Genomic DNA, 22,497 nt, shown 5'->3' on the forward strand with positions numbered 1-22,497 from the left:
TTTTATGATTCTAGAATGTTGTTAGAATTATCAATTAAGTTTGGAGGAAGATTTGGTTCGTCTAACAGAATGTTTTCCTCATTAGATTTAGCTCTAATAATTAAATTTTCAGGAAGTGATTTTGTTGCTTTAGCACCCATAATCTTTAGCTTTTGAGCACTGGTTACCAAATTTCCTCTTCCATCAACCAGTTTATTCATTGCTCCCTCATATTCCGATTTTGCTTCTTCCATCTTTTTTCCAACCTTTAATAAATTAGTAACAAAACCTTCAAATTTATCATATAAAGCACCAGCTTGGCGAGCAATTTCTATGGCATTCTCTTGTTGCTTTTGATTAGTCCACATACTATCAATTGTTCTAAGAGTAGCTAGTAAGGTGGAAGGTGTAACAATTACGATATTTTTTTCAAATGCTTTATTGTATAGTAAGTTATCTTCATTAAGAGCAGTTGCGAAAGCAGGCTCTATTGGAATAAACAATAAAACAAAATCAGGGCTTGCCATCTCATAAAGGTTGTGATAGTTCTTATTACTAAGTTGATCAATATGTCTTTTTAATGAGGCAACATGCTCCCTTAAAAATTGAGGTCTTTCATCATCATTTTCTTCATTAATATATCGCTCATAAGCAATTAAAGATACCTTTGAGTCAATTATCATTTTTTTTCCATCCGGAAGATTAATAATGACATCTGGCAATACTCGGTTTCCTTCGGTGGTTACATGACTTTTTTGAACCTCGTACTCTCTACCTTTTTCAAGTCCTGATTTTTCTAAAACTCTTTCTAATACTAATTCACCCCAATTTCCTTGGATCTTACTATCTCCTTTCAAAGCTTTAGTAAGATTTAAGGTTTCCTTACTCATTTGGATGTTTAAGTCTTTTAGTCCGAGGATTTGTTGACGAAGAGCAGCATGGTAATCAATACTTTCTTTGTGAGTGTCTTCTACTTTTTTTTCAAAATTGTTAATTTTTTCTTGTAAGGGATTTAATATGTTTTTAAGATTAAGCTGGTTTTGCTCGGTGAATTTTTCTGATTTCTCTTGTAAAATTTTATTGGCTAAGTTTTCAAACTGCAATTTAGACTCCTCCTGAATTTTTGTGATTTCTCCTTTTTGGGTTTCAAGAGATTTTTGCATGCTTTCATTGATGGCGGAAAGCTCAGAATTTTTAGCGAAAATATTCTGTTTTTCTGTCAGAAGATTTTCAATTTGAGAAGTCTGTTTTGTGTTGAATTGTTTTTGCTCAAGAAACTGAGAATTCAACGATGAATGTTCGGCTGAGATTTTTGCAAATTCGTTTTTCAGATCGTTTAATAGGTCTGTCTGCTGTTGATTCAGTTCTTTTTCTTTATTAATATTCTGGCTTAATTCCTGAATTTTAAGATTAGAATTTTCCAGATCCGAATTGTTTTTAATCTGTAAATTGTTGAGTTCATCATAAGAACTTCGTGAAACCATCGATGATTTCAACGCAAAATATAAAATTACCGCACCAAGAATTCCCCCGGCAATAAATCCAATAATTAAATAGGTCATCTCCATGCTACAAAATTACAAAAAGAAAAACGGATTTTCTTTACGGGAAACCTCAAAAATTAATTGTTTAAATATTTTTTGTTGAAGATAAAATCTCAATATTTTTCACAATATCACTGCTCTCACATTTTTTCAGTTCTTTGGTTAATGCGGGAGTAAGAAGTTTTGGATTTATAATCTGTGAAGCCACTTTTGCAGCAGCGTAATCTACAATATTAATAACAGATTCTCTCAGAAATAGAGGCGTGTTTGAAGCAATAACTGCCGTTGCCCAGGAAGTATCTCTCGCTTTAGAAATAGCAAAATCTAAAACAACATTATCTTTTCCATTTGAAATTTTATCAATTAATTCAACCGGATAACAGATCTTATTTAATGAATCCTGAACTTTTTGATTGATTGACGCGATCACATTATTAATGTTTTCAAAATCCTTTTTAAGTGGATTTATTTTTCTGTAAGGCATCACCGAAGAAGCGGAAATTCCCAAATCCAGATTGATATGAGCATTCATTCCCAGAAAAATATGCTGTAAAATTAAAAGGTTTTTATTTTTTGCCGCTTCAAAAGCAATATACCAAGATTGAGTGCACTTTTTTCCTTTGCTGTAATTGTCCCAGGCTTCAAGATATCGTTGTGCAAAAGCCAGATCCAGAAGAGTCATTCTTGGATTATCCTCAAATTTTTTCTGCTGGATTCCTTTTAAAACCTGTGCAGTCATAATTCTGTACGTACATGCAAAATATCCTACCGGGCTCTGGTTTTCTTTGCTCCAGATGATGATTTCGTCTAATTTTTTTAAGACTTCTTCGATGGTTTTCATGGTGGTTTTGTTTTAAATAAATATAAGAAAAACCTCGCAAATCTGCGAGGTTTAAAAATTGTATTGTATTTCAGCTTACTATTTCTTATAAAAAGTAAGTTTTAAACTATTACGATTAATTTCTAAAGTTAAAGGTGTTGGTCTCTGGAAGTATAATTTTTGATAATTTCCTGTACCTTTTATAATTATTGGGTCAGAATAAAATAGTTTTTCAGGGAACGTTGCTACAGTTTGAAACCTATTATTTTTCAACTCCGATACTGTAGCTGTTGTCCCTTGAATATTTGAAAGAATTGAATATAATTTCCCATTATAAACAAAACTTGTTTTAATTATAGCTTGATTAGAATCAATTAATTTTTTTGTTCCTTGATGAGATTGAGCTTCATATTCTCTTGTGATAATGTCAGGATGATCAATTGGAATTTTATTTGTTAGTTTCATATTTTCAGGATCTGAAATTTCTAAAATATTAGAATTTCCGATCATATGAGATAATGAATTTGAAACATAATACTTTCCATTGATTTTATTTACAGACACTGGACAAGTTGCTATTGCGTAACGAATTTTTCCAGTTTGTTTATTTTTAAAATAAACTGTGCCTCCCCATTCTCCAGAACAGCTTTTCCAGACTTCATATTTTTCATCATTATAAAGTAAGCCTGGAGAATTAGGGAAAGTTAGCTGTTTCAATTCATCAACAATATTTTTATTGACGGTCTCTGTTTCAATTTTAAAAATTGGTTGATTCTTTTTGCAACTATTCAATATAATTACAAGTAAAAAAACATAAAGTATTTTCATTATGGATTTTCCTGAGAAATCTCTTCATGATGTTTCAAATACAAAGGCAACGCCGCCGACCCATACCAAGGGAAAATTTCATAACTGAAAACTCCTGTTTGAACTGCTGGATCTGTTTTTACCCATTGCTCGGCTTCTTCTTTAGATTTTGTATTGAAAATAAACATTCCGCGGTAGTTTTCTTTATTTTTTTCGAGAAAAGGGCCGGCAACGATAATTTTTCCTTCGTCTGCCAGTTTTCCGATGTTGGACATGTGTCCTTTCATTAATTCTGCCATTTTAGCTTTATCTTCAATTTTTGCAGAACCGGTTGTCAGCATTACAATTGTGTAAGCTTTCATTCCGTATTTGTCTGCGCCAAGAGATGTTGCTAATTCCTGATTGAATTTTGGCTTTTCTGTTTTCTTTTCCTGAGCGAAAGATAAAGTTGCCACGAAAAGAGAGAGGGATAAATAAATTTTTAGTCGCATATGTTTAGTTTTTAATTCTTAAAAACTCTTTGGCTAATTCTATCATTTTTGGATCTCCTGTGTATTTTCCATGTTCGTCGGAAAGTTTTACGGTAGGAATCCATTCTTTATTGGGTGCCTGAACTCCAATTAATTTCATCACAATATTCATTGGTTTTAAACCTACATCATTGGTAAGGTTTGTTCCTATTCCAAAAGAAACTCCGATTTTACCTTTACAGTATTTGGTTATTTCTTCTACTTTTTCAAGATTTAAAGCATCAGAGAAAATGATATATTTAAATAAAGGATTAATTCCGTTTTTCTCATAATGAGCAATCGTTTTATCTGCAAATTCCAATGCATCTCCGCTGTCATGACGAACTCCATCGAATAATTTTGCGAATTTTTTGTCGAACTGACGGAAGAAAACGTCTGTCGTGTAAGTATCGGAAAGCGCAACTCCTAGATCACCTCTGTAAACATCAACCCAATGTTCAAGGGCTAATTCGTTGGCCATTTTGAAACCATATTCTGCTCCGTGGAACATAAACCACTCATGAGCGTGAGTTCCAATAGGTTTTACATTATATTTCATTGCGAAATGAACGTTTGAACTTCCTATAAATGTAGAATCTTTCTTTTGATTTAAAGCTTCCATCACCAGATTCTGTACTTTGTAAGAATGTCTTCTTCTTGTACCGAATTCCGCGAAATTAACGCCGAGTTTTGTAAGAGATTCTGCTTTTTCAACAGTTTTGCTCATTACAACTTCGTTAGAATCTCTTTCCATGTGATTCATTTCGTAATGAAGTTCGCTGATTAAAGCTAATAAAGGTACTTCCCAAAGGATTGTTCTGTACCAAAGTCCTTCAACAGTAACGCTAAGATCGGTTCCATCCTGATGAATTTTAACTTCAGAAGGATCGTAATGATAACCTTCAAGGAAATCTAAATAGGGAAGGTCTAAATATGGGCACGTTCTTGCCAAAAACTTTTTTTCGTCTTTAGTTAATTTTAATTCTGCCATTTTTGTCACTGCTTCTCTTAAAGCAAGGTCAAAGCCTTCCGGAAATTGGTGTTTTCCTCTGTTGATGAATTCGTATTTTACAATAGAACTTGGGAATAATTTCACCACCGCATTTTGCATGGTTACTTTATAGAAATCATTATCTAGAATGGAGTTTAATCGGACGTCGTGCATATATGTGTAATTTTAACGCAAATTTAATAATTAAAAATAAAAATCGTCTAAATGTAAGACGATTTTTTTAAATATTTCGATGATTTTGTCAGTTTACTTCCCTAAATAAGAGTTGTACATCCAAACTTCTTTTTCCTGTTCTGTGATATAGTCGCTCATTTGAGAGTTTGTTCCTTCGTCTCCCGCTTTATCTGTGATGTCTAAAAGCTCTCTTTGAAGATCAATAACCACTTTAAATGAATTCAAAATGTTTTCTACACTTTTGTTTCCATCTGAAACCTCTTTAGTTTCTTTAATAGTAGCAACCTTTAAATAATCAGAATAATTATGTGCCGGAGTTGCACCTAAAGTCAAAATTCTTTCTGCTATTGCATCAATTTTTAAAACTAAGCTGTTGTAAAGCTCTTCAAATTTTGGATGAAGGGTGAAAAACTGATCACCTTTAATGTTCCAGTGCGAACCTCTTGTATTTTGATAAAATACGGAATAGTTGGCTAAAAGTATATTTAATTTTTCCGAAATGTTTTTGCAGTCGGCTTCCTGAAGCCCGATAATACTTGCGTTTTTCATATGTTTATTTTTTATATCCACAAAGTTAGAAAATATTGTACCGAACCACTTTTATAGTCAATAGAACCTAACTATGAGAGGATTTTTAAAAATAATTTGAATAAGTTTCCTTAATATTGCGGTAAAACACTAGAGTCTGTAATGAAGTATAAAATTTTAGCTGTATTAATCATAATTATCTATTTTTTTCAACCTTTTTTTCTTCCTACGGGTGGAATAGGAGCGGATAGTCTGTCGTATTTTGGGATTGCTTCGGATTTACCTAATCTAAAAACAAATCTTTTTCCTTTAGGTTATCCGGTTTTGTTGGAAATCTGCAACTTTTTTGTAAAAGATTATTTTTGGGCTTCAAAAATTTTAAATTTTGTCTTTATTGTAGGCATTTTATCATTTTCATATTTTAAAAGATTCTATTTTAGAGAAACGGTTTTGCTACTTGCCGGAAAGACTGCCTTTTTTGTGTTTTGCGGAGTAATTTCCGAAGGTCCTTTTATCTTTTTCTTGTATTTCCTGTTTTATTTTTTGCATCAAATGTTTTCCGGAAAAAAGCTTTACGTAAGTGCGGTTGGAGCTTCCCTGATGATGATTTGTATGTTCACCGTAAGATATTCGGGAATTTATATTTATCTGTCAATTTTAATATTCCTCTTTTTTTCATTTCTAAAATTGAAAAAGGAAAGGTTCTTTACACCTTTATTATTGACTACATTTCTTTCTGGATTAGGAATTGGGGGATATTTATTATTCAATTATTTATATTTTGGAAGTTTTACGGGTGAAGATTTGAGGGGAACGGCCGGAGAATTGATCCCGATGGATATGTTACGTGATCTTTTAGGTTTTTCTAATGTAATAGACCCTTATATTGGAATAAAACCGGCTTCGTACAGCATGGCAAGTTTTGGTTTCCAATTCTTGATTTTGGGGATAGATATTCTATTATTTCGATATTTTCTTATCTATTATAAAAAGGCGAAAGAGACATCATTATATTATTTCCATATTTTGATTTGGATAATGGCAACTACTTATGCTATATTTTTATTGATTTCTGGATGGCTTCAAAATATTGAAGAAATGAACACGAGAATGCTGGCTGCCGCAAATTTCTGCTTATTCTTTTCATTCCTTATTTTATATTTCCAAAAAGAAGACTCTGATAAACTGATTTGGAGAGTTGGATGTTCGTTTTTAATATTTCTTTCGTTATACAGTATAAAGAGCCCTGACAATTATTTGAAAAATAAAAATCAATTACTTTCACAAGTGTCTAAATTTAAAGGTAAAAAATACATATATAATGATGAAAGGGCTGTGAAAAATATTACCATTTATAATATTCCTATCATTAATAAATCTTTCAGCTATCAACATACGAATAAGCAGAAAGGAGAATTGAAACAATCTCTTGTCGGGAGTATAGATCCACAGATAAAGTGGATAAAATTTGATACGGTGAAAAATAAAAGTCAGGTTTTATACACCTCTCAACTTATTTTGGATTAATAAACTTTAAAGTGAAGGTTTAAATGTAATGAAGAACTTTATTATTTCTGCTTCTGTTTTCTTCGGAATTTGCTTGGTCTATTTTTTAATAATGATTTCCAAAACGGAGGGCAATTTTACCTATATATTAGATGATGCCTATATTCATTTGGCGATAGCTAAGAATTTTGCACTTCATGATGTTTGGGGAATGACGAAATATTCTTTTTCGTCTTCATCGTCGTCACCCATTTTTACTTTTATTTTAAGTGTTTTGATTATTGTTTTTGGGAATAACGGGCTTATTCCTTTAATTTTCAATGTTGCTGTTTCTTCATTAATTATTGTCTTTCTTAATAGACATTATTCTTCATTTTTTGATAAAAATAAACATATCATTATTGCGAGTTTGTTCACGCTTTTTTTTGCTGTTCTGCATATTCAGATTTTCACGGGTATGGAACATAGTTTACAGGTTCTTATCATTGTTGTGAATGTTTTTTACTTTCAAAAATGGATTAAAAGTGATTTTAAAGATCAGCTTTCATCATATTGGTTTTATGCAACTATTTTACTGCTGGGATTGGTAAGGTTCGAAAGTATGTTCTATTTTGCTTCACTGGCTTTTGTTTTTTTATTGATTAGAAAGTATAAAGAAGTTGCTTTAACTTTAATTTTAGGCTTCGTTCCAATTTTAATTTTCGGATACTTTAATTATCAAAAAGATGGATATTTCTTTCCTAATTCTGTTGTGGTAAAAGGGACTTCGTTTAATTTTTCAGGAAATTATATTGAGCAGATTAAAGAAATAATACTGAGGAAAATTATTTTAAATATAAAATTTTATCAAGTTGCGCTATTTCCTTTGTTGATAGGAGTTGTATTGATTTATAAAGATTATAAAAGTAAACTGAGTTTTCAAAAGATCATTATTAATAACTTTCTAATCATAGCTTGGAGTCTTACGTTAATTTTACAATGTGTTTTTGGAGAATTCAAAGGGCCTTTCCGATATGAAGCTTACCTTTTAACGGCTTTTTTAATGATTGTGATTCCAAGATTGAAGCCTTTTTTTATAAATTTTTTATCTGAATTTAAAAAAGAAAATTTTACGGGTGCAATTCTTATGGTTAATTTTATATTATTGATCTACAAGTTTGGTTTTGCACATCTATTAATAACACAAGGCAGCGAAAATATTTACGAACAGCAAATTCAGTCTGCAAAATTCTTAAAGAAGTATTATAATAACTCTAAAGTTGTTGCTAATGATATCGGCGCAATTTGTTATTTCTCGGATATTCATTTGCTTGATTTTGTAGGTTTGGGTTCTACAGAAATGATTCCATTCAGTAAAAGGGGAGCAGTTATGGATAATCGATTTAAAAATTATCTAACGAAATACTGTAAAGAAAACAATTACCAGCTTGCCATAGCTTATGAAGAATGGTTGAGAGGGCAAACCCCTGAAAACTGGAAAAAAGTTGCAGTTCTTACCATTAAAAATAATGCAGTTGTAGGTCAGGATCATGTTTTTATTTATTCTATCAATCCAAAAATCCATGAATCACTTAAACAGAATGTAAAAGATTTTAAATGGAATAAAAATGTTGAAGTTAAAATCTTAGAATAAAAAAAATATATTTATTTAATACAGCTATATTTATCTCTTTCTTCCCTCGCTTTTCTTCCTATATATAATGATATGCATATTTCTTTAATCATAGATTGAAGCTTTTTGATGTAAGTGATTGATTTTAATTTTCATATAAGTTTTTGTAGATTGGAAAATTATTTATATTTTTGCACCCTAAAATAAAAAGCAATTAAATGCCTACTATTCAACAATTAGTAAGAAAAGGAAGAGTCGCACTCACCAAGAAGAGTAAATCGGCTGCCCTTGATTCTTGTCCACAAAGACGAGGTGTATGTACGAGAGTATATACTACCACTCCTAAGAAACCTAACTCTGCACTTAGAAAAGTTGCAAGGGTAAGACTTTCTAACGGGAAGGAAGTCAACGCCTACATCCCGGGCGAAGGACATAATCTTCAAGAGCACTCGATAGTATTGGTACGCGGCGGAAGGGTGAAAGACCTACCGGGAGTACGTTATCATATCGTAAGAGGAGCATTAGATACTGCAGGTGTAAGCGGTAGAACTCAGAGAAGATCTAAGTATGGAGCTAAGAGACCAAAACCAGGTCAGGCAGCAGCTGCACCAGCTAAAGGAAAGAAAAAATAATCATTAAATAAGGTACAGAAGCAATGAGAAAGACAAAAGCGAAAAAAAGACCGTTGTTACCAGATCCGAAATTTAATGATCAATTGGTAACAAGATTTGTAAACAATTTAATGCTAGACGGTAAGAAGTCTATCGCATTCAAAATATTCTACGATGCATTAGACCTTGTAGAAGCTAAAAAAGGAGAAACTGAAAAGACTGCCCTTGAAATCTGGAAAGATGCATTAACTAACGTTATGCCTCACGTAGAAGTACGTTCTAGAAGAGTAGGTGGAGCTAACTTCCAGATTCCTATGCCAATCAGAGCTGATAGAAAAATTTCTATGGCAATGAAATGGTTAATCAAATATTCTACAGCTAGAAATGATAAGTCTATGGCTTTGAAATTAGCTAACGAAGTTGTAGCTGCTTCTAGAGAAGAAGGTGCTGCTTACAAGAAAAAATCTGATACTCACAAAATGGCGGAAGCTAACAAAGCTTTCTCACACTTTAAATTCTAATTAGAAATGAGTAGAGATCTTAAATTTACAAGAAACATTGGTATTGCTGCCCACATTGATGCGGGAAAAACTACCACTACAGAAAGAATCTTATTCTATACAGGTGTAAACCACAAAATTGGGGAAGTTCACGATGGTGCTTCTACAATGGACTGGATGGAGCAGGAAGCAGAAAGAGGTATTACAATTACTTCTGCTGCAACTACTTGTTCTTGGAATTTCCCAACAGATCAAGGGAAAATCTTACCTGAAAGTAAGCCTTACCACTTCAACATCATTGATACACCGGGACACGTTGACTTCACAGTAGAAGTAAACAGATCTTTAAGAGTATTAGATGGTTTGGTATTCTTATTCTCTGCAGTAGATGGAGTAGAGCCTCAGTCTGAAACAAACTGGAGACTTGCTGACAACTATAAAGTTGCAAGAATGGGATTCGTAAACAAAATGGACAGACAAGGTGCTGACTTCCTTAACGTGGTAAACCAGGTTAAGACTATGTTAGGATCTAACGCAGTTCCAATCGTTTTACCAATCGGTGCTGAAGAAGATTTCAAAGGTGTTGTTGACTTAATTAAAAACAGAGCTATCATCTGGGATGAAGCAGGACAAGGAGCTACTTTCGAAGTAGTGCCAATTCCTGAAGACATGAAGGCTGAAGTTCTTGAATACAGAGAGAAACTAGTAGAAGCTGTTGCTGACTACGATGATACTTTGATGGAGAAATTCTTCGAAGATCCAGATTCAATCTCTGAAGAAGAAATCAACGAAGCTCTAAGAAAAGCTACTATTGATTTATCTATTATCCCAATGACTTGTGGTTCTTCATTTAAGAATAAAGGAGTACAGTTCATGTTGGATGCAGTATGTAAATACTTGCCTTCTCCATTGGATAAAGATGATATCAAAGGTACTGACCCTAGAACAGATCTTGATATTACAAGAAAACCATCTGTAGATGAGCCTTTCGCAGCTTTAGCATTTAAGATTGCTACTGACCCATTCGTGGGAAGATTAGCATTCTTCAGAGCATACTCTGGAAGATTAGATGCAGGTTCTTATATCTTGAACACTCGTTCAGGAGATAAAGAAAGAATCTCTAGAATCTATCAGATGCACGCTAACAAGCAAAATCCTGTAGAATATATTGAAGCAGGAGATATCGGTGCAGCTGTAGGTTTTAAATCTATTAAAACTGGTGATACAATGTGTGACGAGAAACACCCAATCGTTCTTGAATCGATGGTTTTCCCTGATCCGGTAATTGGTATCGCTGTTGAGCCTAAAACTAAGGCTGACCAGGATAAAATGGGTAACGCTCTAGCTAAATTAGCTGAAGAAGATCCTACTTTCCAGGTTAAAACTGACGAAGCTTCTGGACAAACGATTATCTCAGGTATGGGTGAACTTCACCTTGACATCCTTGTTGATCGTATGAAGAGAGAATTCAAAGTTGAAGTAAACCAAGGTCAACCTCAGGTTGAATACAAAGAAAATCTTACAAGAGTTGCTCAACACAGAGAAGTTTACAAAAAACAATCTGGTGGTAAGGGTAAATTTGCTGATATTGTATTTGAACTAGGACCTGCTGACGAAGGTAAAGTTGGTTTAGAATTCATCAATGAGATCAAAGGTGGTAACGTTCCTAGAGAATTTGTTCCTGCAATTGAAAAAGGCTTTAAAGCTGCAATGAAGAACGGTCCTTTGGCTGGTTTCGAAGTTGAAGGTATTAAAGTTACTCTTAAAGACGGATCTTTCCACGCAGTGGATTCTGATGCACTTTCTTTTGAATTAGCTGCTAAATTAGGATTTAAAGAAGCGGGACGTGCTGCTAAGCCAGTAATCATGGAGCCTATTATGAAATTGGAGGTTGTAACTCCGGAAGAATATATGGGTAACATCATTGGTGACCTTAACAAGAGAAGAGGTACAATCAGTGGACAAGAAGAAAAGAACGGTGCCGTTGTAATCAAAGGTTCAGTTCCACTTTCTGAAATGTTTGGATATGTAACAACTCTAAGAACACTTTCATCAGGAAGAGCTACTTCTTCTATGGAATTAGAGAAGTACCAAGCTACTCCTCAAAACGTTGCTGAAGATATCATTGCTAAAGCAAAAGGTTAATTTTTTAAAGTAAAGAAATGTCACAAAGAATCAGAATAAAACTAAAATCTTACGATTACAACTTGGTAGACAAGTCTGCTGAGAAAATCGTAAAAACGGTAAAGGCTACTGGTGCTGTTGTAAACGGACCAATTCCATTGCCAACGAATAAGAGAATCTTCACTGTGTTGAGATCTCCGCACGTAAACAAGAAGGCAAGAGAGCAGTTCCAATTATCAGCTCACAAGAGACTAATGGATATCTACTCTTCTTCTTCTAAAACTGTTGATGCTCTAATGAAATTAGAACTTCCTTCAGGTGTAGACGTGGAAATTAAAGTGTGATAACTTGCATATTTTGCACGTAATTATATAAGAATCCGTCCCTTTCAAGGGGCGGATTTTTTGTTTGTATTAACTGAAAATTATCTTAAAATTTAATTATAAAGTAAAATTTCTAAAATGTATTTGTTTTAAATGTTTATTGATGGGTTTAGATTAAAATTTTAAATCAGTTTATAAGAATTTATATTTTTTTAAAATTTAATTAAAACTAGGCTTCTTGTTTATTAGTTAGTTATTCAATATTTTATATTTGTTGTTGAATTAATACTTAATATTTCACAAACAATAATGGTCTGAAAAAAGATATCAGACAAAACATTTTAAATTTTACACAAATGAAAAGAAAAAAAATGAATACATTGGTTCCTGCCAGTGTGAAGAGAGCTATTGTTATTTTGAGCTTGGCTCCGGTTGTCCTGCTAACATCATGTAATAGTGATAATAATAGTGAGGATATGCATGAACTGAATTCCTATCCCTCAGATCTTATCAGCACACCGATTTTTACCTCTAACTTTCCGGCTGCAGTTGCAGAATCCCAAACACCTATTAATATTGTTCCTTCCAGTGCTATTGCTTTTCATAGTACAGACCCTGCAATACATTACGGATCTGTAAACCTGAATTCTGTGGTAAATAATGCAGGAGAAAACCTGAAAATAAATGTTACAGGTGCAGATAATGCCAATAACTATATTACAGTGGGAGGGAAGAAATTTAACCTTGTTAATTTTCATTTTCATTACAGCAGTGAGCATACTGTAGATGGAAAATACAGCAAAATGGAGATTCACTTCGTAAATGTATCGGCAGACAATTCATATGCTGTTCTTAGCGTCTTGGTAGACATTGGAGCTGGTAATTCTTCAATGCAAAATTTATTTGCACAGTCTCCAACAACAAGTAATGGAACCAATTCGCCGAATACTACATTCAACTTGTTAGATCTATTTCCTACCAATACACGAGAATATTACACCTACAGTGGATCATTAACAACTCCAAACTTCGGTGCTAGTTCTAATATAACTAATGGAGGTCCTGTAGATTGGTTTGTATTTAAAAATAAACAGCAACTTTCTGATGCACAATTTAACTCTTATACATCAATTTATACAGATCCTAATTTCCGTGGAATACAGCCTTTAAACGGTAGAAAAGTATATATGAATCCGGGAAATTAATAAAAAGAAAAAATAAGAATACACAACATATTACCTAACTTAGAAACTTCGTCGATTTCGGCGGAGTTTTTGATGAATTTATACTGCAAGAGTTTAAGGGGATTTTTCAAATACAAAGCATAAAATTAATACATACTAAAATGTCAAAATCAAATAACAGCATTTTTGAAAAATTTTCAAATTGGGCTACAAAATTTACAGGAAGTTCTTATGCTTTTATCGGAGCAACACTTATTGTTATTGTTTGGGCTGTTTCAGGGCCTATTTTTAATTATTCTGAAACTTGGCAGTTAGTTATTAATACCGGAACTACCATTATTACTTTTTTGATGGTTTTTTTAATTCAGAAAGCACAGAATAAAGATTCAAAAGCTATTCAGATAAAACTGAATGAATTGCTCGCGGCCAACGAAAAAGCAAGTAATCGAATTGTAGACATTGAAGATCTTACCGAAAAAGAATTAGATGAGCTTCACTGTTATTATGAAAAGTTAGCAGATTTTGCCGAGGAAGATGCTGATATTCATAGTTCGCACTCAATTGATGCTGCTAAAAGAAATCAGGATTATAAGCATGATCAGTTCAAAAAAAGGCATGATGAATGGCTTCAGAAACAACAGAAAAAGGAATCATATTGATTCCTTTTTTTTATGTTAAATTCAACAAATAGATTGAAAAATTGAATTTTAATAGATTGATTGTATATAATAGTTAATTTTTTAAATTATTACTTCTTTTTATTATTAAATTAATAATAAAAACTACATTTGTCTTCCTAAATTTTATACATGAAGACAAAATTACCCCTTGTATTGTTTGCAGTTGCCTCTTCTATGGTAAGTGCACAATGGAGCAAGACGACACCGACGAAAAATGTGGTTAAAAAGAGTGACAATTCGATTTATTATCAACTTGATATTGATAAAATAAGAACACAATTATTGAGAGCTCCGAAATACGGAGAAGGAAGCGGAATTACTGTAAATATTCCAACCTTAAACGGGAAAACAGAAAGGTTTATAGTTAATAGCTTACCTGTAATTGATGAAGCAATGGCAAGCCAATATCAATTAGGATCTTATGTTGGAACCGGAATTGATGACCCGAGTAAATATATCAGATTCAGTGTAGCTCCTAACGATTTTCAGTCAATGACGATCAGCAATGGAAAGTATGAATTCATTGAGCCTGCAACACAAGATAAATCTGTTTATTCAATCCACGGGAAAAGTGGTAAAAATGGTCATGCTTTCACTTGTAGTACAAAAGAAAGTAAAGAGTCTGTAGCTAAACTTCAACAAATGCAAGCTTCTGGTTTAGCTTCAAAATCTAGTGATAAAAAATATCATACACTTAGATTGGCAATGTCTGTAACAGGAGAATATACAGCATATTTTGGAGGAGCTGCAAATGCCTTGGCTCAGGTAAATGCTACTTTGACAAGAGTAAACGGAGTTTTCGAGCAGGAATTTAACCTTCACCTTAATGTGGTGAGCGCACCGAATCTTATTTTTACAACTGCTTCTTCTGATCCTTACAGTAATTCAAGCCAAATGTGTAAATGGAATTATGAATTAATGAATACTTTGCACGGTGGAGCTTATGGTGTTACAGATGCTAGTTTTGATATAGGACATTTGTTTGGTGCTTCCGGAGGTGGCGGTAACGCAGGTTGTATCGGTTGTATCGGAAGTAACGATGTTACTACAACAAGTTATACAGCAGCTAATGGAGGTTGTGGTTATGCTTATATTGCTCCGGATAATTATAAAGGAAGTGGTATAACTTCTCCCGCAGATAATGTACCGATGGGAGATACTTTTGACATAGATTATGTAGCTCATGAATTAGGACATCAACTGGGTGATTCTCATACGTATAGCTTTTATGAAGATTTCCTAGATCAGGAAGTTGAACCGGGATCGGGATCTACAATTATGGGTTATGCTGGTATTACAGGTTCTACAACAGATGTACAGTCTAATTCTGATCCATATTTCCATAGTGTAAGTATCGACCAGGTTCAGACAAATCTTGCAGCGGTAAGTGTTGATATAGAAACACCAATTACTAATAACACACCAGTTGTTACAGCAATGCCAACTACTTATACAATTCCAAGATCAACTGCTTTTGTATTGACTGCTTCTGCAGCAGATCCGGATGGAGATGCATTAACATACAATTGGGAACAAACGGATCCAAGTATTCTGGATAACGGTGTAACTAAATCAAATATTGGAAATACTACTTCAGGTGCAAGTTTCAGATCTTGGATCGCTACAACAAGCCCAACAAGATATTTCCCGAAATTAGCTACAGTTTTAAGTGGTGTAGTTAAAAATACAACTGATTTCGAAGCTGCTTCTACGGTAGCAAGAACTACTCATTTCCGTGTTACAGTAAGAGACAACAAACCTGCAGGCCAAGCGCAAACAGCTTACGCTACACAGACAATTGTTGTAGGTTCTGCAAATGCATTTACTGTAAATGCTTCAACATTAACTCCAAATACGAACTCTACAATTACATGGGTAGTTTCTGGTACAACTGCTTCTCCATACAATGTTGCCAACGTGAAAATAGATTATACTTTTGATGGTGGTGCAACTTGGACGGTTTTAGCTGCTTCTGTTCCTAACTCAGGTACTGCAAGTGTTTTAATTCCTGCATCTTTAGCGGGTAAAAGTGGGCATATAAGAGTTTCTGCAATTGGTAACGTATTTTATGCTGTAAAACAAAATAATGTTGCAAACTTAGGAACTTCTGAAACAGGAAATGTAAAAACTGTTCAGATCTATCCTAACCCTGTTGATGATATTTTAAATGTTAAAAATATTTCTTCAAAATCAACATATGAAATTTACAATGCTCCAGGACAATTGATCTCAAAAGGAACAATCGGAGATGGTAAAATTGTTGTGAGAGATTTAGTAAAAGGTATTTACTTCATCAATATAAATGAGAATGGTACAGATCTTAAAACTAAGTTTGTTAAAAAATAATTTTAAATAAATTAAAGATCATAAAAAAATCTCTGAAGCAATTCAGAGATTTTTTTTATAATTAAAAACTAAGTTACTTCATAAAATAACTAAAATAAGAACAACTACCCATAAGATTTTTCGTAACCTCTGCATCTGCATATTGAGATTTCAGGATGGCAAAATAGGTTCTGTATTTTTGGTTTTTAATATCATTGAGCTGAATTTGATAAGCATCACTTTTCTCAGAATATTTAGGATCGGAGTAATCAATTTTTGAAGGATTTTTTGCTTCATATTGATAATACTTTCCTTGTTCGGCACTTGCCATCTGGAAAAGAACTCTTGCCTTTTGATTTTTATTGTTCGAAAGGTCAAGAGCTTTTTTATAATAATTAATTGCCAGATCAAAATTATCAGATTCAATGTAAGAACTGTCTAGGAAGTTTTTATAGTAATATTGATATGGCGTTTTTTTGTCAGTATTCCAGAAATCATATTTTCCGCCATTGCTGTTGTCGATATCCATCACAAATACTTCTCTGTAATATCCTAAAATTGAAGTGTTATAAAGTAAATTTCCGATCAGCTGATTGGCCTGTGCTGCTTTTTCATCTTTCCCGCTTCCAATTTTCTTCAATTGAATTAAAGCATCCGAAAGTTCAAGCTTATTCATCGAATTTTTAATGAAAGGAAATGCCGAATAATCTTCAGCTTCCATACTGATATTGTCTGCGCTTTCAAAACTTTCCCAGACATTGTGCCCGAAAATAAGATTGGAAACATTTTTAAAACCATTATATTCAGCACCGGCATATTGACGAGGCGTTACTTTTTGATTATTTTCAGTCCATTCATAATTCAGCCTTGGAATTCCTGTGAAACTTTGGGCTTTTTGATAGTAAGATTTAGCCTTTTCAAAATCAGCCATTCTCATTGCTCTGTCACCGTAAATTATACTGAAAAATGCATCTATATTTCCTACATCATTAATATTTTTAGCAATAATTTGTTGCTCAAATTGTGACTTGTTTGGTTTTCTGTAAAAATCTTCCACACTTTTCACCAAATTTGAATTAGGATTATATTGAAGGTCAGAAAGTTTATTGCTCATCAGGAATGATTTTCCATCTTCTCCCTGTAAGAAATAACGGTTGGCCAAAACATCTTTAAGGAAAGAAGCCGTTGAAGGAACCGGACCGTAATAAGAATCGTAATCTGATTGAATGCTGTCTTTTTTAACTTCTTTTTCAACAAAATATTCCGCGTAATCTTTCATTAAATGATTTTCATATTCCGCTGTTATTTTTGGCTGGGAAACGATATCATTCAGAACTTTCATTCTCTTTATTTCTTCAAGATATTCGGGATTGTTGGTTTTGATATCTTCTAAAATTTCAGTGCTAGCTTTGTAGTCTTTTTTCAAAAATTTCAGGTAAGCGTCTGCGATCTGCCAATATTCATCTTTAGATTTAGCCTTTGTTTTTTTTGTAAATTTTTCAAGATCGTCTAAGAAATCTTTTTGCTTTTCATCATAGTAGTAACTTTGATTTTTAGTATAAAAAGGAATTCGGTTCGGATTATCCAGCAATTCGTCATCGCTTTGGTCAGCCTTGTTGTTTTCTGTTGTTGAATCTGATTTTATTCCGAAAAGCTTTTTAAAGAATCGCACGATCTTTTGCCAGAAAGACAATTCTTTTTCTTTTACCTCAGGTGTTTCGGCTTTAGCTGGATCTGTAGTTGTATTTGAAGTGCCTTTTTGAACGGTAGAATTATTGCCATTATCTGTGGAAGCATAGTAATACGTTGGAAGATAACTTCTCTCCAGTTCATTAATGCTTCTTACGGCCATTACTTTTAGTATCTCGGAATCAGGATTGATGTCGAACATTTTCTCCATAATAGGAATCGGATTGGTGAAATCTTCATATCCCAAAAGAAAATATCCCATATTTTTTTCCTCATTCGTTCCGGCTCTTTTCAAGATGTTATTAAAAGAAGCGGTGTCTGAAAGTTTCATCGAAACAAATGCAGATTCTTTACGGCTTTTGCTGTTCATGAAAACCTGAAAAAAGTTCCAGTTCGCATCGCTGTTCATTTGCAGACCTCTTTGCGCGCCTGCCAATTGATCGAGCGACATAAAATAAGGCGCTCCCTTTAATTTTACAGGTTCAACATAAGTTTTGAATGCCTGAAGAGCCGCATCATAATTTCTGGTATAATGATTAAAACGCACAAGCTGATAACCGTAACGTTGCTTGATTTCAGGGTTTTTCGCAGCATTATATAAAGAAGTTAATGCTGAAATTGTTTTAGGATAATCAAGATTGGTGGCATTTTTATCCGTGCTGTTTTCTCTGTAATAGAAAGAATCTGCACTTTCCACATAGTTGATTTTCATGTAAGGCTCCAGATATTTAGCCTCGATCAGATAATCAATTCCTTCACTGTATTTTTGATAGAATCCGGTGCCCAATTTTGTGAGTAAAGCATTATTGGGATTTCCTTTTTTCAGTTCATTAAGATCGTTCATGCTCATTTTATTGACCATGAAATCTGTTTCAGCATAACTTAACTGATTATTAAAGAATTTTCTCCAAGACTCAATATTTTCATCAGGAATTTGAGATTGTTTGAAATCAGTATAAAACCGAGTTGAATAGCTGTGAAGAAAAGGTAAATACGATTTATCCTTAATGATGCTTTGCGTGAAGAGATTAAAATATTCATAATCCGGATCAGACCAAGCGCAGGCATCAGATTTCGTATAGAAAAGTGATAAAACAGCAAGTGAAAGAATATACTTTTTCATTTTATGTAAGGTGTTTTTTATAGTTTAAGTTAAAAAAAAATCAACGCAATAATCTGTGCGAATCTGTGTAATCCGCGGGAGAAAAAACTCCACAAATCTTCACAGGAATATTTAAGCTAAAAATTAAAATTCTGATTAACAACAAATTTACTATCTAATTGATAATAAACGATATCAAACTGCGGTATTTTTTTCTCTAAGAAATTAACAACGGTTTGAAGCTGTTCATCAGAAATCTCTTCAATTTTTATTTTGAAACCTTTATTAAGATAATTTCCGAAGTAGAATCCGTCTTTTTCGATCTCAATTTTATTTTCTGATATTTTCTGAAAATTAGGATTGTTTAAATCTTCTTTAGATAAAGCATTGATGAGTTTATGTTTTCCCAAATGATTGGTGACAATTCCCCACGAGTAAATCGGTAGCGCAACGGCAATTTTCTTTATCGGATAATCTTCAATATTCGAAAGGTAGCTTTTCAAAGTATTTACATCTAAAATTGAATTGATGTCGGCATTTTCCAAAGGTGAAGAAGTAGAGTAGCACATCAGATAAACTTTTTCAACTGGTGGAATTCCGGTCTGGGCTTTATCTTTGACTTGATGAAGACGAAGTGTGCAGGTAATTTGTTTTCCTGAGATTTTTTTTAATTCTTTTAAAAATTTGAAATAATCATCGCGTGTTCCGGCAGTCCAGTCACAGTCGATCTGAATTTCATTGTTGATATTTAAATGATATTCTGTAGTTTTCTTCTGAACTAATTGATTGATTTTTTGAGCTAAAAATTTAATTTCATCCTGAGAAATATTCAGCAAAGTTCTGTTGGTAACAAAAACAGTCGGAACAATTTGTTTGTCGGTCTGGAAACTTTTGTCTTTCGTAATAACAGCAATCGGCTGAAATTTTCCATCAACTTTATCAACATCAAAGAATCGGGTATATAAATAAGGAACTGTAGCTTTGTCTAAAACTTTTTTCTCTTTCTCATCTAATGAAAGTTTCGTTTTCCAGTAATAGAAAGTATACAAATGGTCATTTTTCTTATTGCAGGAAACAACAAGAAAAAGGAAGAATAAAATTTTTAATATTTTCATTATTGATAAAATGCGCTGTCACAAATACAACTTCCACTTTCTGTTTCTGAAACCGAGCAACAATCTTCAGATTTTGAAATGTTTCCTTTTTCGTCGGTCATGTAGATTTTTTCTTTATCAAATTTTACAAAAAAGGTTTCATTATAAGTTTTGAAATGAACTTTCATCACTTTTGGGTTGTATTTTCCGGCATTTATTTCTTCTTTGGTTTCCTCTCCGCTAGCCTGATTAACCTGTACAAAACCAAAATAAACATCACCATTTTTCTTTACATCCACATAATAAGCCGGAGTTCCTGTTCCGCTGTAGCCTTCAAGGATATTGAAATCTCTTTTTCCTGTAAATGGAGCTGTAGCCTGAGCAAATGACAAAATGCTGATGCATAAAATAAATAAGCTGAAAACCTTTTTCATATTTTTTTTATCAAAATTAAACATATTCCAGCAAAAATTAAACCGTAAAAACACGGTGATTGGCTGAAACACGCACAATCATGTGTGAAAATTTTTGGGAGCTAAATTTTTAACCACAAAAGACACAGAAGGTTGAATGCTTTAGTTTTTTAAGCTAAAATTTATTCTGTTAAAAAGTACACATAAGTTTAAAAAAATCTTTGATTTTCTTTTACAAGCTTTTATTTTCAAAATAGTTAAACTTTAAAGCGGTCAATAAAAGCTTTTGTCTCTTTTGTGGTTAAAGCTAAAACATGTTCAAAACAACAAACCATCCCAAAAGTGGAATGGCTTGTAAATTAAATTACTAACAATTTTTATTTTAAAATACAGTCGCAGCTAGCTGAATTCTTGCATATTTGTTCGAAGGATTCCACATGGCCATCATAGAAACAGGAAGACTGTAATGATCTGTTATTTTAACGGTTTTACTGGCTTTAACACCTGCATTCACAACATCGAAACTATTTTTTCCGTTGCCATACAGAAAGGTTTGGTCATTAAGGGCAAACCCGGCACCGACAAAAGCATCAAGATTTACTTTCTTACCAGATATCACAGGATAACTTACCTGTACATAGGTAGAGTATTTATTCTTTTTATAGCTTCCGTCCGGTTCTAATACAACTTCTCCTGCATTAGCTCCTCCGTAAAGCATGATGTCTGCTTCAATATTAATCGGAAATGAAGGCCCGAAAGTGTAATTAGTCCTTAAATCAATAATATGAGCCGTTCTTCTGTTAGAATAATGGAAAATGTCGTCCGAAGCGACTGCCGTGTTGATATTTCTTGAATTAAATAAATCCCATAATCCAATATAAAACCGCCTGTTTGAATATTGAACATAATAATTGATCTCTTTATAATGGGTTCCATCTTTATCATCAGCTAAAGCAGAAGCTCCCCAGATTCCGACTTTCCATTTTTTTTCTGCATCCAAGGCGTAGGAAAGATTTCCCATCACAACAGGTTTATCAGTAATAATCAATCCTCTCCAGAGATGGTTGTTTTGAATGTTTGCTGTAAAATCCAGCCTGTTATCCTCTTGCTTTTCTGTTGCGTCTTGGGCAAAAAGCTTCCCTATGCCCAATATTATCAGGCATAAACTTGTTAAAAGTTTTTTCATTGTTTAAACTTTTTAGGTTAATTTAATGCTCCGTAGAGGAGAGCTGCTAAAATGGCTCCAAAAATAGGTCCTGCAACCGGAATCCACGCATATCCCCAATCACTGCTTCCTTTAATTGGAAGAATAGAGTGCATGATTCTTGGCCCCAAATCTCTTGCAGGATTAATCGCGTATCCCGTCGTTCCTCCCAAAGAAAGTCCGATCGCCCAAACTAAAAATGCCACAGGCAATGCACCGATTGATCCTAACCCTATTTTGGCAGTTGTATCATTCTGCAGCGAAAGACTCGGATCTGCAAAATAAAAGATTACGAAAACCAATACGAAAGTTCCAATAGTCTCACTGATAAAGTTTGATAAAGGCTTCCTGATCGCAGGGCCTGTGCTGAAACAAGCCAATTTTCTACCTTCATCTTCGGTAATTGCGAAATGATCTTTATAAACCAGCCAGACAAGAAATGCTCCCAGTCCAGCTCCGATCATTTGGGCTGCAATATAAGTGGGAACTTGATCCCATTGAAATTTTCCTGCCACTGCCAAACCGATTGTAACGGCCGGATTCAAATGTGCACCACTAATCGGGCCGGCAACCTGAACGCCTACAAAAACGGCCAGTGCCCAAGCGGTAGAAATAACAATCCATCCGGAATTGTTTCCTTTAGTATCTTTTAAAACAACGTTAGCTACAACGCCGTTGCCTAATAATATAAGAAGCATTGTGCCAATTACTTCTGCAATAAATGGAGTCATATGTGTATTTTTTTAGGTGAGAGGAA

At 33.5% G+C, this 22,497-nt stretch carries 20 protein-coding genes; 9 read left to right on the top strand and 11 right to left on the bottom strand.

Annotation, left to right across the window (positions count from 1 at the left end; translation table 11 throughout):
* Positions 1-2 precede the first annotated feature (2 nt).
* The 6 genes from AC1Q7L_RS09740 to AC1Q7L_RS09765 form a co-directional block, all read right to left on the bottom strand.
* Entirely contained in the window at positions 3-1,547 is a 1,545-nt protein-coding gene (locus AC1Q7L_RS09740) for a DNA recombination protein RmuC (protein WP_492305255.1), read from the bottom strand.
* Between the two features lie 61 nt (positions 1,548-1,608).
* Positions 1,609-2,364, bottom strand: coding sequence for a DUF5995 family protein (locus AC1Q7L_RS09745; protein ID WP_492305256.1), 756 nt, complete (start codon positions 2,362-2,364; stop codon positions 1,609-1,611).
* A gap of 78 nt (positions 2,365-2,442) precedes the next feature.
* Positions 2,443-3,171, bottom strand: coding sequence for a hypothetical protein (locus AC1Q7L_RS09750; protein WP_492305257.1), 729 nt, complete (start codon positions 3,169-3,171; stop codon positions 2,443-2,445).
* Positions 3,171-3,641, bottom strand: coding sequence for a YciI family protein (locus AC1Q7L_RS09755; RefSeq protein WP_492305258.1), 471 nt, complete (start codon positions 3,639-3,641; stop codon positions 3,171-3,173). Before AC1Q7L_RS09755 ends, AC1Q7L_RS09750 begins: the two co-directional genes overlap by 1 nt.
* A 4-nt stretch (positions 3,642-3,645) precedes the next feature.
* Entirely contained in the window at positions 3,646-4,824 is a 1,179-nt protein-coding gene (gene pncB, locus AC1Q7L_RS09760) for a nicotinate phosphoribosyltransferase (RefSeq protein ID WP_492305259.1), read from the bottom strand.
* Positions 4,825-4,917: 93 nt separating this feature from the next.
* Entirely contained in the window at positions 4,918-5,394 is a 477-nt protein-coding gene (locus AC1Q7L_RS09765; RefSeq protein WP_410691353.1) for a Dps family protein, read from the bottom strand.
* Positions 5,395-5,535: 141 nt separating this feature from the next.
* Here AC1Q7L_RS09765 and AC1Q7L_RS09770 point away from each other — a divergent pair, with 141 nt between their 5' ends.
* The 9 genes from AC1Q7L_RS09770 to AC1Q7L_RS09810 all read left to right on the top strand — a co-directional run bounded on the left by AC1Q7L_RS09770 (position 5,536) and on the right by AC1Q7L_RS09810 (position 16,259).
* Complete coding sequence (locus AC1Q7L_RS09770) at positions 5,536-6,900, top strand: hypothetical protein (protein ID WP_492305260.1); 1,365 nt, start codon at positions 5,536-5,538, stop codon at positions 6,898-6,900.
* Positions 6,901-6,928: 28 nt separating this feature from the next.
* Entirely contained in the window at positions 6,929-8,512 is a 1,584-nt protein-coding gene (locus tag AC1Q7L_RS09775; RefSeq protein ID WP_492305261.1) for a DUF8728 domain-containing protein, read from the top strand.
* A gap of 197 nt (positions 8,513-8,709) precedes the next feature.
* A complete protein-coding gene (rpsL, locus tag AC1Q7L_RS09780; protein WP_027383325.1) occupies positions 8,710-9,123 on the top strand; it encodes a 30S ribosomal protein S12 in 414 nt (137 codons plus the stop codon).
* A 23-nt stretch (positions 9,124-9,146) separates the two neighbouring features.
* The gene (gene rpsG / locus AC1Q7L_RS09785; protein ID WP_066752920.1) at positions 9,147-9,623 is read left to right on the top strand and encodes a 30S ribosomal protein S7; all 477 of its coding nucleotides are present in this window, start codon (positions 9,147-9,149) and stop codon (positions 9,621-9,623) included.
* A 6-nt stretch (positions 9,624-9,629) separates the two neighbouring features.
* Complete coding sequence (gene fusA / locus AC1Q7L_RS09790; RefSeq protein WP_410691351.1) at positions 9,630-11,747, top strand: elongation factor G; 2,118 nt, start codon at positions 9,630-9,632, stop codon at positions 11,745-11,747.
* A gap of 17 nt (positions 11,748-11,764) precedes the next feature.
* Positions 11,765-12,070, top strand: coding sequence for a 30S ribosomal protein S10 (rpsJ, locus tag AC1Q7L_RS09795; RefSeq protein WP_002661363.1), 306 nt, complete (start codon positions 11,765-11,767; stop codon positions 12,068-12,070).
* Positions 12,071-12,405: 335 nt separating this feature from the next.
* The gene (locus AC1Q7L_RS09800) at positions 12,406-13,254 is read left to right on the top strand and encodes a carbonic anhydrase family protein (protein ID WP_492305262.1); all 849 of its coding nucleotides are present in this window, start codon (positions 12,406-12,408) and stop codon (positions 13,252-13,254) included.
* A 140-nt stretch (positions 13,255-13,394) separates the two neighbouring features.
* Positions 13,395-13,892: a low affinity iron permease family protein gene (locus tag AC1Q7L_RS09805; protein ID WP_492305263.1), complete on the top strand. Its 498-nt coding sequence runs from the start codon at positions 13,395-13,397 to the stop codon at positions 13,890-13,892.
* A gap of 150 nt (positions 13,893-14,042) precedes the next feature.
* The gene (locus AC1Q7L_RS09810; protein ID WP_492305264.1) at positions 14,043-16,259 is read left to right on the top strand and encodes a zinc-dependent metalloprotease; all 2,217 of its coding nucleotides are present in this window, start codon (positions 14,043-14,045) and stop codon (positions 16,257-16,259) included.
* 73 nt (positions 16,260-16,332) lie between these two features.
* On the opposite strand, the gene AC1Q7L_RS09815 is transcribed toward AC1Q7L_RS09810, so the two are convergent.
* From AC1Q7L_RS09815 to AC1Q7L_RS09835, 5 genes are all read right to left on the bottom strand, one after another.
* On the bottom strand, positions 16,333-19,050 hold the full coding sequence (locus AC1Q7L_RS09815; protein ID WP_492305265.1) for a hypothetical protein: 2,718 nt from the start codon (positions 19,048-19,050) through the stop codon (positions 16,333-16,335).
* Positions 19,051-19,166: 116 nt separating this feature from the next.
* Complete coding sequence (locus AC1Q7L_RS09820) at positions 19,167-20,144, bottom strand: hypothetical protein (protein WP_492305266.1); 978 nt, start codon at positions 20,142-20,144, stop codon at positions 19,167-19,169.
* Positions 20,144-20,557 (bottom strand): hypothetical protein, encoded by a 414-nt coding sequence (locus tag AC1Q7L_RS09825; RefSeq protein ID WP_410691345.1) that lies wholly within the window; start codon positions 20,555-20,557, stop codon positions 20,144-20,146. Before AC1Q7L_RS09825 ends, AC1Q7L_RS09820 begins: the two co-directional genes overlap by 1 nt.
* A 361-nt stretch (positions 20,558-20,918) precedes the next feature.
* Positions 20,919-21,722 (bottom strand): hypothetical protein, encoded by an 804-nt coding sequence (locus tag AC1Q7L_RS09830; protein WP_492305267.1) that lies wholly within the window; start codon positions 21,720-21,722, stop codon positions 20,919-20,921.
* A 17-nt stretch (positions 21,723-21,739) separates the two neighbouring features.
* Complete coding sequence (locus AC1Q7L_RS09835; protein ID WP_492305268.1) at positions 21,740-22,471, bottom strand: MIP/aquaporin family protein; 732 nt, start codon at positions 22,469-22,471, stop codon at positions 21,740-21,742.
* Positions 22,472-22,497: the final 26 nt, after the last annotated feature.

The organism is Chryseobacterium sp. GW823-FHT05E08 (genome assembly GCF_058795655.1).